Consider the following 15,076-nt stretch of genomic DNA (forward strand, 5'->3'; position numbering starts at 1 on the left):
CTCCCGCCTGCGGGAGAAGGTGCCCCGAAAGGGGCGGATGAGGGGGCTTTTGACGTTTGCTTGCTGGAAGCGTGGGGGGCCCCCCCCCCCACCCCCCCCCCCCCACCCCGGTTTTGAAGCAGTCAGTTGGTAGCGACAGCGTCTAGCGCTGCAGCATGACTTCGGCCTTCTGCATCGAGGGATCGACGGATCGAGAAGAAGACTTCCATGAGAACAGCTATCAACTACCTGACGGCTGAGCTACACCCTCTTGAAGCCTTACAACTTCTGGCCGCAGCGTTGCGCTCGCTCCACAAACTTGTGCCAACGCAGCCCACCTGTCTCAACTCCTGCGACAGGCAAGTCACAAAGTCAGCCTCTCGAGGAGGGAGCTCAAAAAGCCTTACAGACTCCGACGAGCTTGCCTGATTTATTTCTTTTCCCACGGGAAGAAATTGGACATACTGTCCCCGTTGTTCCCGGAGCCTTCATGAATACGTACCAATTGATCGACCTTTCCCTCCAACGCTTCAGCCCGAAGGAGGTCGCCCAGGCACTGGGAGTCGATCCGAAGACTGTCCGCCGCTGGCAGACCCGCGAAACCGAACCCAAGCCCTATGTCGCCGAAGCAATCCGTCAGCGCCTGCTGCCTTTCGGCGAGCCGCCAGCAGGCGAAGGAAAATTCCGCTTCATCGATCTGTTCGCCGGTATCGGCGGCATCCGTACAGCTTTCGAAAAACAGGGCGGCCGCTGCGTGTTCACCAGCGAATGGGACCCTTACGCGGTAAAGACCTATCGAGCCAACTTCCACGATGGGGAAGGTCATGTGTTCGCCTCCGACATCACGAAAGTGCACGAGAGCGACGTACCTGACCACGACGTGCTGCTCGCAGGATTCCCCTGCCAGCCGTTCTCCATCGCAGGTGTTTCAAAAAAGAATGCACTGGGTCGTCCCCACGGCTTCTCAGACAAGACGCAAGGCACCCTCTTCTTCGACGTAGCCCGCATCATTGCAGAGAAGAAGCCACGCGCGTTCCTGTTGGAGAACGTCAAGAACCTGATGAGCCACGACAAGGGCCGCACCTTCTCGACCATCATCGATGTGCTGCAGAACGAGCTTGGCTATCACGTCCACCACAGAGTGATCAACGGCAAGCACTTCGGCCCGCAGCATCGCGAGCGCATCATCATCGTCGGGTTCCGGGAAGAAACTCCGTTCACCTGGGACGATCTTGATCTGCCCGACATTGGCTTCGCGCCAAAGATGGGATCAGTGATGCACCGCCAGGATGGCTCCGAGCCCGCTGACGCCCCATACATCAGTGGCCCCAAGGGCAAGATCCTGGACAAATACACGCTGTCCGACAAACTCTGGGAATACCTGCAGAACTATGCAGCGAAGCATAGAGACAAGGGCAACGGCTTCGGCTTCGGTCTGGTGACCCCCGAAACAACCTGCCGCACGTTGTCTGCCCGGTACTACAAAGACGGCTCGGAAATCCTGATCTCGCAGGGATCGAAGAAGAATCCCCGTCGCCTGACGCCGCGTGAGTGCGCGCGCCTCATGGGCTTCGATGACAACTTCCGCATCCCGGTATCCGATACCCGTGCTTACAAGCAGTTCGGCAATTCGGTGGTGGTTCCGGTTATCAGCGAGGTTGCGCGGATCATGGTTCCCCACCTCCTGCAGGAGTCCGCTTCGGAGCCGGCCAAGCCAGCAAAGAAGAAGGCCAAGGCCTGAACTTGGTTGACAGTCTTACCCCCGCGCAGCGGTCTGCACAGATGTCGCGGATCCGTGGCTCGAATACCAAACTGGAGGTCCTTGTGCGCAAGGGCCTCCATGCGAGGGGATTCCGCTACCGCCTCGGTGGGGCTGGATTGCCTGGACGACCGGATATCGTGCTGTCTAAGTACCGGACCGTGGTTTTTGTCCATGGATGCTTCTGGCACGGCCACGATTGCCCGTTGTACCGTTTGCCCAAGACGAGACCGGAGTTCTGGCAGGCGAAGATCGATTCCAACCGTTCTCGCGATGAGCGGGTGAAAACCCAGCTCAGGGAGATGAGGTGGAATACCGTTGAAGTATGGGAATGTTTACTGCGGGGTATCCACGAGGAGGGTCGAGCAGCCTTTTTCGACGGACTTGCCCTTACGATCAAACAACAGAGCTGAAGCTTCATGGAGGAAATCGCCTTGTTCCAGAACGTTGCCGAAGAGAGCGAATGGGAGCTCGTTGAGCATTGGGTGTCGCGAAGCAACAAGCTTTTCCTCAAGAAGCTCTCCAGGAATGACACCTCTTGGGCCGATGACAAGGGCAAGCATCAAGCCGGAATCTATATTCCCCGCTTGATCCGCGAATCAGGCTATTTCCCTCCCCTGTTGGCCAGGGAAGACAAACCACATATCTTCCAGGCTTCCTGTGTGACCTTCTGGCCACAGACAGGCGAGCACAGGAACTCGGGTATGCGCCACTACAGCAACAAGGGCCCCGAGACCCATCTGACAGTCATTCCACCAGAGCTGTTCAAGGGATTGAACCCGGCTTCATGGCTCATTGGTGGCCGACTGAAGGAACCTGTCGCAGAGTCAATGTACTGGTTCATCGTCATTGACTCCACCAGTCAGGATGCAGAGATTCTTGAGACGAGCCTGGATATCGACTCAGATTTCCATCACGAGATCATCGAGCCATCCGCGCTCCTGAGCGCCAGAGCCTTGGACAGGGATGCTTCTGCCGAACTCATCGAGCAGATCAACTCAGCGGTACGCCAAGGAACGTTGCACAAGCTTCTGGCATCTGTCGCCACCCTGCCCTCTCCATCGAAGTTGGCTGAAGAAGCACAGGCTGCTTACTTCAAGACCGACAAGCTGGGATCTCTGGATCCCTTCCAGATGGATGCGCCCGGCGATGCGGTGATGCGCATCAGCCGCGATCACGAGTATCAGATATTCAAACGCTATGAATTGCGGCGCCGTGCCGTTGAAGTGATATCCGCATTGATCCAGCACTCCGACCTGACAACCTCGGTCGTACGGGGTTTCGCGGAACTTGACCGGATCTTCCTGAGTGCGAGCCAGCAACGCAAAACCCGTGCAGGGCGCTCATTCGAGTACCACCTAGCAACTATGCTTAAAGCGGGTAATGTCCGCTTTGAAGAACAGGCGATTCTCGGCGGGCGCAGGCCTGACTTCGTACTGCCAGACAAGCGCTCGGTCCAGCGGAAGGACGAGCGTGATTACAACGATGCCGCCATACTCTCAGCCAAAACCACACTGCGTGAGCGCTGGAAGCAGGTCACGCATGAACGCTTCAACTGCGCGATCTTCCTGGCCACGGTCGATGATCGCGTTTCAACCCAGGCATTGGATGAAATGCAGGCTGCCGACATCGCACTGGTGGTTCCTGAATCCTTGAAGACAAGCAAGGAAGCTGCGTACAGCAAACACTCCAATGTCATCTCATTCCGGGATTTTTTTGAGATAGAAATAAAAAAGAAGCGACCATCTTTCCTACACCCATCCAGTATTGGCTCGCCAAATAAAGAGCCATACATAATCGCCGAACTGTAATGACCCACTGAAAACCTTAGCTTTAATAAACAGGCAACTCACTACAGCGGCGAACAGCCTGTCTATTAAGACACTGCGCAAACCTTTCCCAACTTTGGAAAAGATGCGGCGATAGAAAACAATCGGATACCGCTCTACAGACAAACCCAGAAAGCTGCATATAGTGCAAGCACTTCCCTGTCTGATAGAAAATTTTGACGGCCATGGAACCGTTAACAGACGAAACGTCAAACGTTATCTATCGCTCACTAGGAATCCACCTTGAAAACTCTTGCGGGAGAATACGGATCAAATCATCCACAGGACAATCGCTCAAGTCATAAGTAAGTTGAAGCTGTCTAATCACCGCCGCCAACCGCCGCGGCGTTCCGCTACCCTTTCCACTAGTCCCTCTCTTCGGCTTCTGCAGTTCCATATCGAAGTACAGTCTATATGCAGTCTCTATAACGGTCCCGCAACCAAAAAGATCGGGATAGGCACCGATCTGCTCACTTACTTCTGTCCGCGTTCCACCACCGCTAGCAATAAGCAGTACCTTAGCCTTCTCCTCATGCATTCGAACTGCTAGCCAAGCCGCTCGCACTTGATGGCGATAGTACCTTTGAAAATTGAAACGTCCGTCGAGCAAGTACACCGCATCTTCCAGTACTTTCCGGTGCCCCAATGAATTTGGCTTAGCAATGGTATCGAAGAAAAAAAGCGCGAGCCATGACCACAACGCATGGTTTCGAGAGAGAGCCCTCTGTTCGCCCCGACCAAAAACACTGTTCATGTAGATACCGAGCTCATAAGCACTATCAAAATCCCTAAACTCGACTTCCAATTCAGGATAGAAGGGCTCAGAAAATTGTCCATCTTTGAGCAGCTCTATCGGAGTGGGTAACGACGACTCGCGCCGCGCAGATGCAAGGAACTCTCCAAATTTTCGCAATCCCAACTCATTAAGGATCCGCACCTTACTCATATATACCGTCCCTCTTCACCGCAATCATGCTAGAAACATATCTGGACCTAGAGGCGAAAATTCTAGCGATATCATCCGCGATGTCATCAATCTCAGGTTCGTCCTCCGCCGTGAGTTGACGACCAAGAAGTTCCTCCAACCAATCTTTCCAATCTGCCGCCCAGTCTGCATCATCCTCCACAACTGGGTCGCCCCCCCAAATACGACGAACAATTTGACGAACGACCTCGGGGTATACGAGCCCTGCAATTGTAGGATCTGATTTGAAGCTCGCCAATATGTCAGGTATTCGACTGTTTACCGCCAGCTCAAAACCCGCATCAGGGTCGTATCGCAGCTGCCACACCTCTTCCCCAAGATCACAACTCCGGAGCGGAAGCAGAGGCTTTCGCTGCCCCTCATCATCCTCGCCCGCCGGCCGAATGCCATTTGCAGCCGCCAACAAACGTCCAATATTCTGCGATTCATCAACCACGCGGACTCGGAAAAGGACAGGCGCACCTTCATCAATCTCCGTCAACGAACAATCTAGCGGCGGCAATACCGCTGCAACTGTACCAAAATCAAAACGCATGGAGGAGGCGCCAATGTAGGCCTCCACGTAAACCCGGCCCTGGGGATCAAGCTTCATAGCTTCCGGAATCGTCAAATCCGCAGTGAACTTCTGTGGTCCTCCCAGCACTTCATGAACACGAATGCGAATATCGGAGCGCATCAGCTTTCGGCGTCCAGTGTAGTTGAAGCGACGACTCATGATACTTTCTCCGCATCGATGATGAGATCTCGATTGGGATCGAAGCCACCAACACTGACCACAAACTGCGCACTATTCGCCTCAACAACCAGAACATTGGCTGAGGCGGCTGTCACGGTAGCTCCCAATGCATCAACTTTTATTTCTTTCTTCATTAAATCAAAATCGGCGACATTGTGTTTCCGGAAGGGGTTACCCCGAAGGACGTCGTAGGCAACACGAACACGAATACCCATAGGAAGGTCCTCCTCTGATATAGCATCGTTTTGCAAACTAAATCCGTCAGCAGTTCTGGCCAAACGATACGCACGAGCCCGAGGTTCAATCGGGGGAATCTTAGGAGGTTGCACTTTATCGCCCTTGGGGACTACGCCTGTTGATCCACCACCCAATGCAAGGGAGAAAATATTAACGAGGGCATCCTTTTCGACGGTCTCTACTGCGCTCACAAGTACATTGTGCAATCTCCTCAATAGCTGCCTGATCTCCCTCAACCTGTCAGGGGCACTGCGCCACTTACCTGAAACCTTTTCAGCCGTTGCGGACCAACCGGTATGGGCAGGATTCTCAGCATCCCCAAGAAATTCGGAAACCTCTGCATCATCAGCTATCAGCGCGCTAAAAGTTTTTGGCGCCTTGAAATATTTTTGTTCTCCGCTAAGAACGATCGCACGCCTAACGAACAAGGAGTGATGGTCAATGGCTGCTCTTTTTAGAAAAACATCCACAAAAGACGCGTGCTCTTTACCATCTTTGCGCTTCAGGAGAAGTGGCGCGCGGACCATCACGATCGAGCCACCACTGAACTGCTGTCTCAAGGGCTCAAGATTGTCTCCAAGCATCTGCTCCATATCCTTGCCCTGTTTTTGCCAGTCATGCGGCAGCAACACTGGAGCTTCGAAGCCAGGATCACGAGTAGACTTCATCTCTTGGATGAAACCGGCCAGGTGCCCTCCCGAAAAATGATCAGCATCCAATTTTTCAGCCATCTCGACGAACGTACTTTCGTTAATGACAAGCTCACCCACCTGGACCTCCAGGCGACCGAAAAGGATAGGAAAGAAATAGTTTCGGACCACGCCCTGAGCGATACGATCCAGTGTAATGTTGTCGCGGAGAACAGGAACAACGATTGAAAGTCCAGATTCACCCGAGCGGCGCAAGCCAAAAAGCTTCTTGAATGCGTCTACCGCGCCACCGGCGCGTTCGGGCAACTGGAAGCCGCCGTCCCCTTTTAGTGCATAGAAGCCATGCGAATCGAGCCGGAGCCCATCCTGCAGTGCATGATGCGTAAGCACCGCTTGACCCATCAATAAAGGCTCAGGATCATCGTGACGAATCGTCAGGCCTAAGAATACCCTTGCTTTGGATGAGCTGGAGAATACCAGCTTCCCCAAACCCCATCTTCCAAGCGACAGCCCCCCTTTATGGGAACGTCCCATTCTGCGCCAAAAATCACAAAATGGCTTTTCGTCCCACCCGTCCCATTTGCCGGTCAGACCAGTGGTTCCGAAGTCTTCGATAGTTAGAGCAGAGATGTCTCTCTCCTCTTCAAGCCTTGGAAGATCGGCTGCAAGCAAATGCTGATTGAGACTTTCAGCCTGCAGTAGAGTTAGTACCTCGCGCTTCTCTTCCCCACCAAACTTTCTGACATTAAAGCAAACGGAAACATTGCCGACCTGCCCTTGTACGTTGGCATCCAGCGAATTCTGAATAGACTCCCTTACAAGCGCATCAACCAGTTCAACGTCATCATTGTCGAACTGATCTCGCTGTGTGGGAGGACGTTCCATCTCGTTTACGGAAAGCTGTCTGAAAATAAGTTCCATATTAGAGCCCCCTGAGCTCAGCACTTGCTTCATTCATCCTGAATCGTAGGAGCACCCGTAAGAAACGGAGGAAACCCAATCCAACCGGAGTAGATACTGAGATCCCGCCAATGGCGTTTCATTGCCCCAAATAAAACCAACCTCACCCTTTAAAAGGCCACCAAGCTAGAACCATAAATCACCCAAAGCCCGCAAGTCGAATATGGCGCATTCCACAAGAGCCCCCCCCCTTACAGCGGGGAAAACAGATAAACTATTTCTCACTACGAGCGTTGTCACCACGCCCTAGCTTTGGAAGAAACCTCTCGCGAAACAAGCGAAATCCCTCAGGCCCAAACGACTGCCTACTACGCGGATTGGAAGCGGTGTCCTTGACAGCACCCCAGATATTTTTCCACTCCACCGCATTTCCGCCAACGCTTCGATTCTTACCAGAAATCAACCCGCGCAGCTTCTCAACTAGGAGCTGTGGGCAACCAACCGCATGCTCATGATACAGATACTCTTCGCCCGTCATTTCAAGAAAATCTCGTGCCGGAGAATCGGTTCGCAACTGCTCCAATCTCCGTGGCAACTGGACGACCCCTCCCTGATCCGCAACTGAAAGATAGTCCTTCCACGTGTACTCATCGAACCGGAATTTTTGCGCACGCAGGAAGGTAGAAACAGAATCGCAATAGCTAATGACTAGTTGCTGGCGCGAGCGCGTCATAGCAACATACAAGCGGGACAAATCTCGAAAGTTCTCATCGGGCGGGGATCGGAGATAAGGAATTGTTCCTGCCGAGCAATTCGCGATAACAACACATTGAAACTCGAAACCCTTTGTGTTCTCGAGGTCAGAGATGAAAACCTGCCCATCCTCCAGCCTTGCATCACCATTCAATATCGGAAGACCAACTCCGCGAGCGAACGACGCCAACTCGTGCTCTGTATATCCGCAGATGGCAACGCATATCTTAGCGACAGGATTCGCCTGAGCCTCAGACGTAGCGTAAAGCAGCGCTGCTGCAAGCTCATCCTCTTGACTTTCTGCCCTAAGCAACAGAGGAGTAGGCCCTCCAAAGTTAGCGAATTTCGGGTCCAAGATTTCGAAATCCCTAGATTCGAGCATCTGCATCGCCATGTTATCCATCAAAACACCATGGGCAACCTCCAAGATCTGGCGGCTGTTCCGATAGTTAAGAACCAACTTATGGGAGCGGGCGCCGGGGACAGACATGCCTGCATCATTCAAGTTCTGGTGCTTGGATGAGACTTGCTGAGCAGCGTCACCGCATAGAAAAACATCATTTTCACCCTCCTGCACTAGGCGACGAATAATTCGGACATCTACGGTCCCGAAATCCTGCGACTCATCAATCAGCACGCAGCGATAGGCGGGGACCACGCGCTCCATGTGCAGCGACAGGGCATTCGCAACACCCAAATAGTCGGTGACGCCAACAGCCCTCATTTTCCCCTCCCATCCACTAAGCCCTTCAAGCAGCTCCCTTCGAAAACCTTCGTCTAAAGGGTAGCCGCGACCTGTACGCTCCATTTTCAAATATGCATCACGGCTGCCCGAGAGCGTCGCACTTCTGATCCAGTCAAATTCTTCACGGATGTAGCTCTCCGCGTCAATCCCGCGAGAAATCAAACTATCATGAAGACGCTGCAATACTCGCGCATCGAAATTATTAAGTTCACACCTGTAATATTCGCGCCATATTTCATCAATATGCTCCATTGACTTCCATGTCACATCATCATAGAGCCGTGAGTTCTCGGGCTCGAATTCAGACAGTAACTTCTGACATAGCTTGAAGAATGGAAGAACTTCAACGTGCTTACGGACACTCGACGGAGCAGCCTTATCAACCAGTGTCTGGATCAGTGCTGCGAGAGATCTGTTTAAGGTCAGGATTAGTATCTTCTCATCCGGGTACTTTCCCGCTAAAGCCAGAGCACGCCTAACTACTACACAAGTCTTTCCGGATCCCGATACACCTGAGAGCTTTGAAGGGCCGGAATAGTCAGCATCAACATACTGCTGCTGATCGGGGTGCATAAATAGCATCCAATCTTTAAAATCTGCATTTGCGGCGAAGTGCTCAATCAACTTTCGATAATGCTCAGAATCAACCCGTACATTCTGAAAGTCACTACTATCAATCAATTCCGGTTTAGGCTCAGACTCAGCGACCACATCCACCGCCTGAAGTTCACCAATGTAAGAACGCACCCGCCTTACGGCACCTTCAACATTTTCAGCCCGCAATTCGATTAGCACATCGAACAAGGCACCTTTCTGATCCTCGTTCAGAACTTTACTTGCAAGGCTCTCGATATCATCGTCAGAAACGTGAACTTCAACATTAGCTATACTCCTCGCTAATGACCAACTTAACCCGCGCATCAATGCATCTTGCAGTCGCTCATCCAATAGACTTAGTAGCGGCTCATTTGTATAGCCAATATCTCCATTCAGCCTCTTACTTGGCTCGGCTATATCAATTGACTCGCGAGTAGCGAAGGCACGACCTATCTCATCAACGCGAATAGTAAGACCGCGATTTTTATTAAGCCATTTATCGGCTTCGTCATGCGTACCAACGAAGCAAAGAAATATATACCCCGAATCTTGAATTGTAATTAGGCGACAAGCGTTAGAACCAAGCTCGTATTTGACGGCCTTTTTAATTCTACTTTCACCGTGATCGGTAACTTGCAACTTAGCGCGCGAACCAGCTTCACGCAAATCATCCTGCATGACAATCGCTTTCTCAGCGGCCTTTTGATAAGGACCACCTCTACGTCTTAGAGAAACGAGAGATTTACGATACTCATCATACTCAAGCACTTTAACGTCTGACGCCCCTTTTACGGCATCTACCTTGCTACTTTGCATCGCCCCTTCCCTTTGACTAGCTCGTTACAAATCAATCTCGACCCACTTAACTTGCATATGAATCGCGATCACGCCAAAAAATATTTACCAACCAGCTTTTTGTAAATTGCGATCCAAGCTTGGACTCCATTGGAGGAGCCACTGGCAGCTTACTGTCTCAAGTTCTACCGCAAACCCAAACCCAATGTAAAGGCGAAACACCTAGAAGCCGCTGACTTCGAACCCGATCACCGGGAAAATCATCGACATAGACAGAGAATGCCCCCCCGTTCGAAATCAGTCTCGATCGTTTGCAAACCTAGGGCAGCATCCTCCGCGCCCATCCCGACACTCCTCGCAAGCTTTGCAAGATCGTCGTCCCTCAGCCATTATCCTAAGGCCGGTCAGCAAGGTCATAGTTCGATCGATCTGAAAATGGAATAAAAGAAGGGCGACCCAAGGCCGCCCTTCTTTACTCAATAAATTGACTCAATCAAACCCCAACAGGATTAGCCTTCTCCGGATCAATCCCATACTGCTTGATAGCCCGGGCAACATCCTTAGCCGTCATCTTCCCGTCCTTCGCCAATGCCGCAATGGCCGCATGCGCGATGTAATAACGGTCAACCTCGAAGAAGCGACGCAGGTTGGCGCGGGTGTCCGAACGGCCGAAGCCATCGGTGCCCAGGATCGAGTAGGTGGCCGGCACGAAGGCGCGGATCTGGTCGGTGTAGGCGCGCACGTAGTCGGTTGCGGCGATGACCGGGCCCTGGCGGCCTTCCAGCAGCTCGGTGACGTACGGCTTGCGCGGTTCGGCTTCCGGGTGCAGGCGGTTCCAGCGCTCGGCATCGAAACCATCGCGACGCAGTTCGTTGAAGCTCGGGCAGCTCCAGATGTCGGCGGTGACGCCGAAATCCTTGTCCAGCAGTTCGGCCGCTGCAATGGCCTCGCGCAGGATGGTGCCGCTGCCCAGCAGCTGCACGCGCAGCTCGCCCTTCTTCGGCTTGCCGGCGTCGGTGAGCAGGTACATGCCCTTGATGATGCCCTCGGCTGCGCCTTCCGGCATGGCCGGGTGGGCGTAGTTCTCGTTCATCAGGGTGATGTAGTAGTACTCGTCGATCTGGTCTTCCATCATGGCCTTGGTGCCGTGCTGGAGGATGACGGTTACTTCGAAACCGAAGGTCGGGTCGTAGCTGCGCACGTTCGGAATGCCGCCAGCAACGATGTGGCTGAAGCCATCTTCGTGCTGTAGGCCTTCGCCGTTCAGCGTGGTGCGGCCGGCGGTGCCGCCGAGCAGGAAGCCGCGGGTACGCATGTCCGCTGCCTGCCAGGCGATGTCGCCGATGCGCTGGAAGCCGAACATCGAGTAGTAGATGTAGAACGGCAGCATCGGCACGTTGCTGACCGAGTAGCTGGTACCGGCCGCCATCCACGAGGACATGGCACCCGGCTCGCTGATGCCCTGCTGCAGCACCTGGCCGCTCTGGTCTTCGCGGTAGTACATGAGCTGGTCGGCGTCGACCGGCTTGTACTTCTGGCCGTACGGCGCGTAGATGCCGATCTGGCGGAACAGGCCTTCCATGCCGAAGGTGCGCGCTTCGTCGGCGACGATCGGCACCAGGCGCGGGCCCAGCTCCTTGTCACGCAGGCTGATGTTCAGCGTCTGCACGAAGGCCATGGTGGTGGAATAGGTGCGCTCACCGGATTCCTTGAGCAGGCGCTCGTAGGTTTCCAGCTTCGGTGCGACGAAGGACTTGTCGGCCTTCTGGCGACGCTGCGGCAGGTAGCCGCCCATCGCAGCGCGCCGCTCCTGCAGGTACTTCACTTCCGGCGAATCGGGGCCCGGGTGGTAGAACGGCACCTGGCCGTCCTTGAGCTGCTCGTCGGTGACCGGGATGTTGAAGCGGTCGCGGAAATGGCGGACCGATTCGTCATCCAGCTTCTTGGTCTGGTGGGTGGGGTTGAGCGCTTCGCCAGCGCTGCCCATGCCGTAGCCCTTGACCGTCTTGGCCAGGATCACAGTCGGCATGCCCTTGGTGTTCACGGCCTGGTGGTAGGCGGCGTACACCTTGTGCGGGTCGTGACCGCCACGGTTCAGGCGCCAGATGTCGTCGTCGGACAGGCCGGCAACCATCGCTGCGGTTTCCGGGTACTTGCCGAAGAAATGCTCGCGCGTATACGCGCCGCCGAAGGCCTTGCAGTTCTGGTATTCGCCGTCGACGGTTTCCATCATCAGCTTCTTCAGGACGCCATTGGTGTCCTTGGCCAGCAGGGCATCCCAGTAACCACCCCACAGCAGCTTGATCACGTTCCAGCCGCCGCCACGGAACACGCCTTCCAGTTCCTGGATGATCTTGCCATTGCCGCGCACCGGGCCATCAAGGCGCTGCAGGTTGCAGTTGACGACGAAGATCAGGTTGTCCAGGCCTTCGCGGCCGGCCAGGGCGATCGCGCCCAGGGTTTCCGGCTCGTCCGACTCGCCATCGCCGATGAAGCACCACACCTTGCGGTCGCTCTTCTCGATCAGGCCGCGGTTTTCCAGGTAACGCAGGAACTGCGCCTGGTAGATGGCAGCCAGCGGGCCCAGGCCCATCGACACGGTCGGGGTCTGCCAGTAATCCGGCATCAGCCACGGGTGCGGGTACGACGACAGACCGCCGCCGTCCACTTCCATGCGGAACTTGTCCAACTGCTGCTCGCTGATGCGACCTTCCAGGTAGGAACGCGCATAGATGCCCGGGGCGCTGTGGCCCTGGATGAACAGCAGGTCGCCCGGGTGGTTGTCACTCGGCGCGCGCCAGAAGTGGTTGAAGCCCACGTCATAGAGCGTGGCGCCCGATGCGAACGAGGCGATGTGGCCGCCCAGGTCGCCCGGCTTGCGGTTGGCGCGCACCACGGTGGCCATCGCGTTCCAACGGATGATGGAACGAATGCGCCATTCCAGTTCCGCATTGCCGGGGCTCTTGGCTTCCAGCTGCGGCTCGATGGTGTTGACGTATTCGGTGGTGGGGGAGAACGGCAGGAACGCGCCCGAGCGACGGGTCAGTTCAACCATGCCTTCCAGCAACTGATGTGCGCGCTCGGGGCCCTCGACATCGATAACGGCCTTCAACGACTCGATCCACTCCTGGGTTTCCAGGGGATTCGTGTCGTTATCAAGCATCTCGTTCAACCAGTTCATTAGCGCTCCCAGTTACTGCACGCACGCGCGCGCTTGTCATTATTTTGAGCCGTAAAGTGTAGCGCACCCGGTACCTTGCCAAGCTGGCTACGCATGCGTATGGAGCGGCAAAAGCCAGTGTCTGCAAGACAGTTCGCGACAGTTCTCATGCGCCCACGAGGACAGCCGGAGACAGCTTCCGCACCCCTGCCAACATCCTTAATGGCACTAAACACGGGGCGAAATTGCCATCTGCCGGGGTCAGCCCGATGACAGCGGGGCCAGCGAACGGCCCCGTCATCCACCAGCAATGCCCACCTTGCTGGTCTGCACCGTCCCATGGGAGGCGCTGCCATTTGCGCCGGAAGAGTTTTCGATATATCGTTTTGCGCAAATTCGATATATCGAAAACCCTGATGACCAACCCGGAACCGCGCCGCTCCCCCACCCCGCGCCCCTTGGGCCGTGGCGATCTGCGCCTGTTGCTGCTGTCCCTGATCGGCGAGCAGCCGCGCCACGGCTACGAGCTGATCCAGCAGATCAGCGAGATGTTCGTGCGCGTCTACACGCCCAGCGCGGGCTCGGTGTATCCGCTGCTGGCCGACTTCGAGAAGCAGCGCTGGGTGAGCGCCGAAGAAGACGGCGGACGCAAGCGCTACCACATCACCAACCTTGGCCAAGCCCAGCTCAAGCTGCGCGCCGAGGACGTGGAAACCGCACGCATGCGTGCCCGCCACAACTCGCGCGTCATCGCCAGGGAAAGCCTGCCGGCGCCACTGCGCGATGCCATGCACCAGTTCACCCATTCGTTGATGTTGCGCAAGGGCGATTGGCAGGACGCCGATGTCGCGCGCATCGCCAGTTTGATTGCAGAGGCGACCGCGCTGGTACAGCAGCAGTCGCAGGAAAACTGATTCGCACCACCGTTATTCACAACGACCCAGCCAGAGCGATCCAGCCACGGTCTCCCGGCCTTGCCGACACTGACCCCAGGTACCCCCATGTCACAGCATGAAACCCAATTGATCCGCATGACCCCGCGTTTCCGCCAGCTGCAGGTAGTGCACACGGAACGCTTGACCCCGAACATGCAGCGCATTGCCGTAGGCGGCGATGCGCTGGAAGGTTTTGACAGCCGCTCACCGGATGACCACGTGAAGCTGTTCTTCGCCAATGCCGAAGGCGAGTTTGTATTGCCGGAGCTCACCGAGCAGGGCCCGCGCTATCCGGAAGGCAAGCAGCCTTCACCGGCGCGCGATTACACGCCGCGTTTCTACGATGCCGATGCTGGTGAGCTGGTGCTGGACTTCGTGCTGCATGGTGATGGCCCGGCCACGAGTTGGGCAGCCACCGCGAAGGTTGGCGACGCGTTGGTGGTTGCCGGCCCGCGTGGTTCGCATGTGGTGGCCGATGATTTCGACTGCTACGTGCTGATTGGTGATGAGACGGCGCTGCCGGCGATTGCGCGGCGCTTGGAAGAGCTGCCGGAAGGTGCGGTGGCCGAGGTGTTCATCGAGATACCGGAAGAAGGTGATCGGCAGCCGTTGGAGAGTTCAGCGCAGGTGACTGTGTCCTGGTTCGAGCGCAATGGTTTTGATGCGGCCAGCAGCACCTTGCTGGAAGATGCGCTGGTGGATTTCGAGCAGCCGGATGGTGATACGCATTACTGGATTGCCACTGAGTCCAGGCGCGCGCGGATGATGCGCAAGTTTGTGGAAGGGCATCTGCAGGTGCCGAAGGAGTGGATTCGCGCGACCGGGTATTGGAAGGCGGATCCGAACGAAGTGGAGTGATGCTTGAGGTCTGACCCTTCTCCCCTCGGGAGAAGGTGCCCGAAGGGCGGATGAGGGTGCGGCGAAGCTGTAGAGCCGAGCCATGCTCGGCAGAGGCTTTACCCGTAAGGCTCCAGCCGAGCATGGCTGGGCTCTACACGGTCAAAAACTACCCCACC

The 15,076-nt window shown here is 55.5% G+C and carries 10 protein-coding genes; 5 read left to right on the plus strand and 5 right to left on the minus strand.

Annotated elements, in window-relative coordinates; translation table 11 throughout:
- Positions 1 to 400 precede the first annotated feature (400 nt).
- The 3 genes from dcm to ACVOLV_RS20175 are packed head-to-tail and all read left to right on the plus strand — an operon-like array spanning position 401 to position 3,549.
- Positions 401 to 1,720, plus strand: coding sequence for a DNA (cytosine-5-)-methyltransferase (gene dcm, locus ACVOLV_RS20165; protein WP_481555911.1), 1,320 nt, complete (start codon positions 401 to 403; stop codon positions 1,718 to 1,720).
- Between the two features lie 2 nt (positions 1,721 to 1,722).
- Complete coding sequence (locus ACVOLV_RS20170; RefSeq protein ID WP_481555912.1) at positions 1,723 to 2,151, plus strand: very short patch repair endonuclease; 429 nt, start codon at positions 1,723 to 1,725, stop codon at positions 2,149 to 2,151.
- Between the two features lie 6 nt (positions 2,152 to 2,157).
- Positions 2,158 to 3,549, plus strand: coding sequence for a type II restriction endonuclease (locus ACVOLV_RS20175; RefSeq protein ID WP_481555913.1), 1,392 nt, complete (start codon positions 2,158 to 2,160; stop codon positions 3,547 to 3,549).
- A gap of 238 nt (positions 3,550 to 3,787) precedes the next feature.
- Here ACVOLV_RS20175 and ACVOLV_RS20180 read toward each other — a convergent pair whose 3' ends face one another.
- From ACVOLV_RS20180 to aceE, 5 genes are all read right to left on the minus strand, one after another.
- A complete protein-coding gene (locus ACVOLV_RS20180) occupies positions 3,788 to 4,513 on the minus strand; it encodes a hypothetical protein (protein WP_481555914.1) in 726 nt (241 codons plus the stop codon).
- Positions 4,506 to 5,267 (minus strand): hypothetical protein, encoded by a 762-nt coding sequence (locus ACVOLV_RS20185; protein ID WP_481555915.1) that lies wholly within the window; start codon positions 5,265 to 5,267, stop codon positions 4,506 to 4,508. Before ACVOLV_RS20185 ends, ACVOLV_RS20180 begins: the two co-directional genes overlap by 8 nt.
- Positions 5,264 to 7,129 carry a hypothetical protein gene (locus ACVOLV_RS20190; RefSeq protein WP_481555916.1) on the minus strand — a complete coding sequence of 622 codons (1,866 nt, stop codon included), beginning with the start codon at positions 7,127 to 7,129 and terminating at the stop codon, positions 5,264 to 5,266. The genes ACVOLV_RS20185 and ACVOLV_RS20190 overlap by 4 nt, the downstream gene beginning before the upstream one ends.
- Positions 7,130 to 7,349: 220 nt before the next feature.
- Entirely contained in the window at positions 7,350 to 9,986 is a 2,637-nt protein-coding gene (locus ACVOLV_RS20195) for a UvrD-helicase domain-containing protein (protein ID WP_481555917.1), read from the minus strand.
- Between the two features lie 472 nt (positions 9,987 to 10,458).
- Positions 10,459 to 13,146: a pyruvate dehydrogenase (acetyl-transferring), homodimeric type gene (aceE, locus tag ACVOLV_RS20200; RefSeq protein WP_481555918.1), complete on the minus strand. Its 2,688-nt coding sequence runs from the start codon at positions 13,144 to 13,146 to the stop codon at positions 10,459 to 10,461.
- A 395-nt stretch (positions 13,147 to 13,541) separates the two neighbouring features.
- On the opposite strand from aceE, the gene ACVOLV_RS20205 reads away from it, so the two are divergent.
- Together ACVOLV_RS20205 and ACVOLV_RS20210 are read left to right on the plus strand one after the other, a co-directional pair.
- The gene (locus tag ACVOLV_RS20205) at positions 13,542 to 14,039 is read left to right on the plus strand and encodes a PadR family transcriptional regulator (RefSeq protein ID WP_481555919.1); all 498 of its coding nucleotides are present in this window, start codon (positions 13,542 to 13,544) and stop codon (positions 14,037 to 14,039) included.
- 87 nt (positions 14,040 to 14,126) lie between these two features.
- Positions 14,127 to 14,918: a siderophore-interacting protein gene (locus ACVOLV_RS20210; RefSeq protein WP_481555920.1), complete on the plus strand. Its 792-nt coding sequence runs from the start codon at positions 14,127 to 14,129 to the stop codon at positions 14,916 to 14,918.
- The last annotated feature ends 158 nt before the right edge of the window (positions 14,919 to 15,076 follow it).

The sequence above is a fragment of the Stenotrophomonas sp. STEN023 genome (assembly GCF_056760135.1).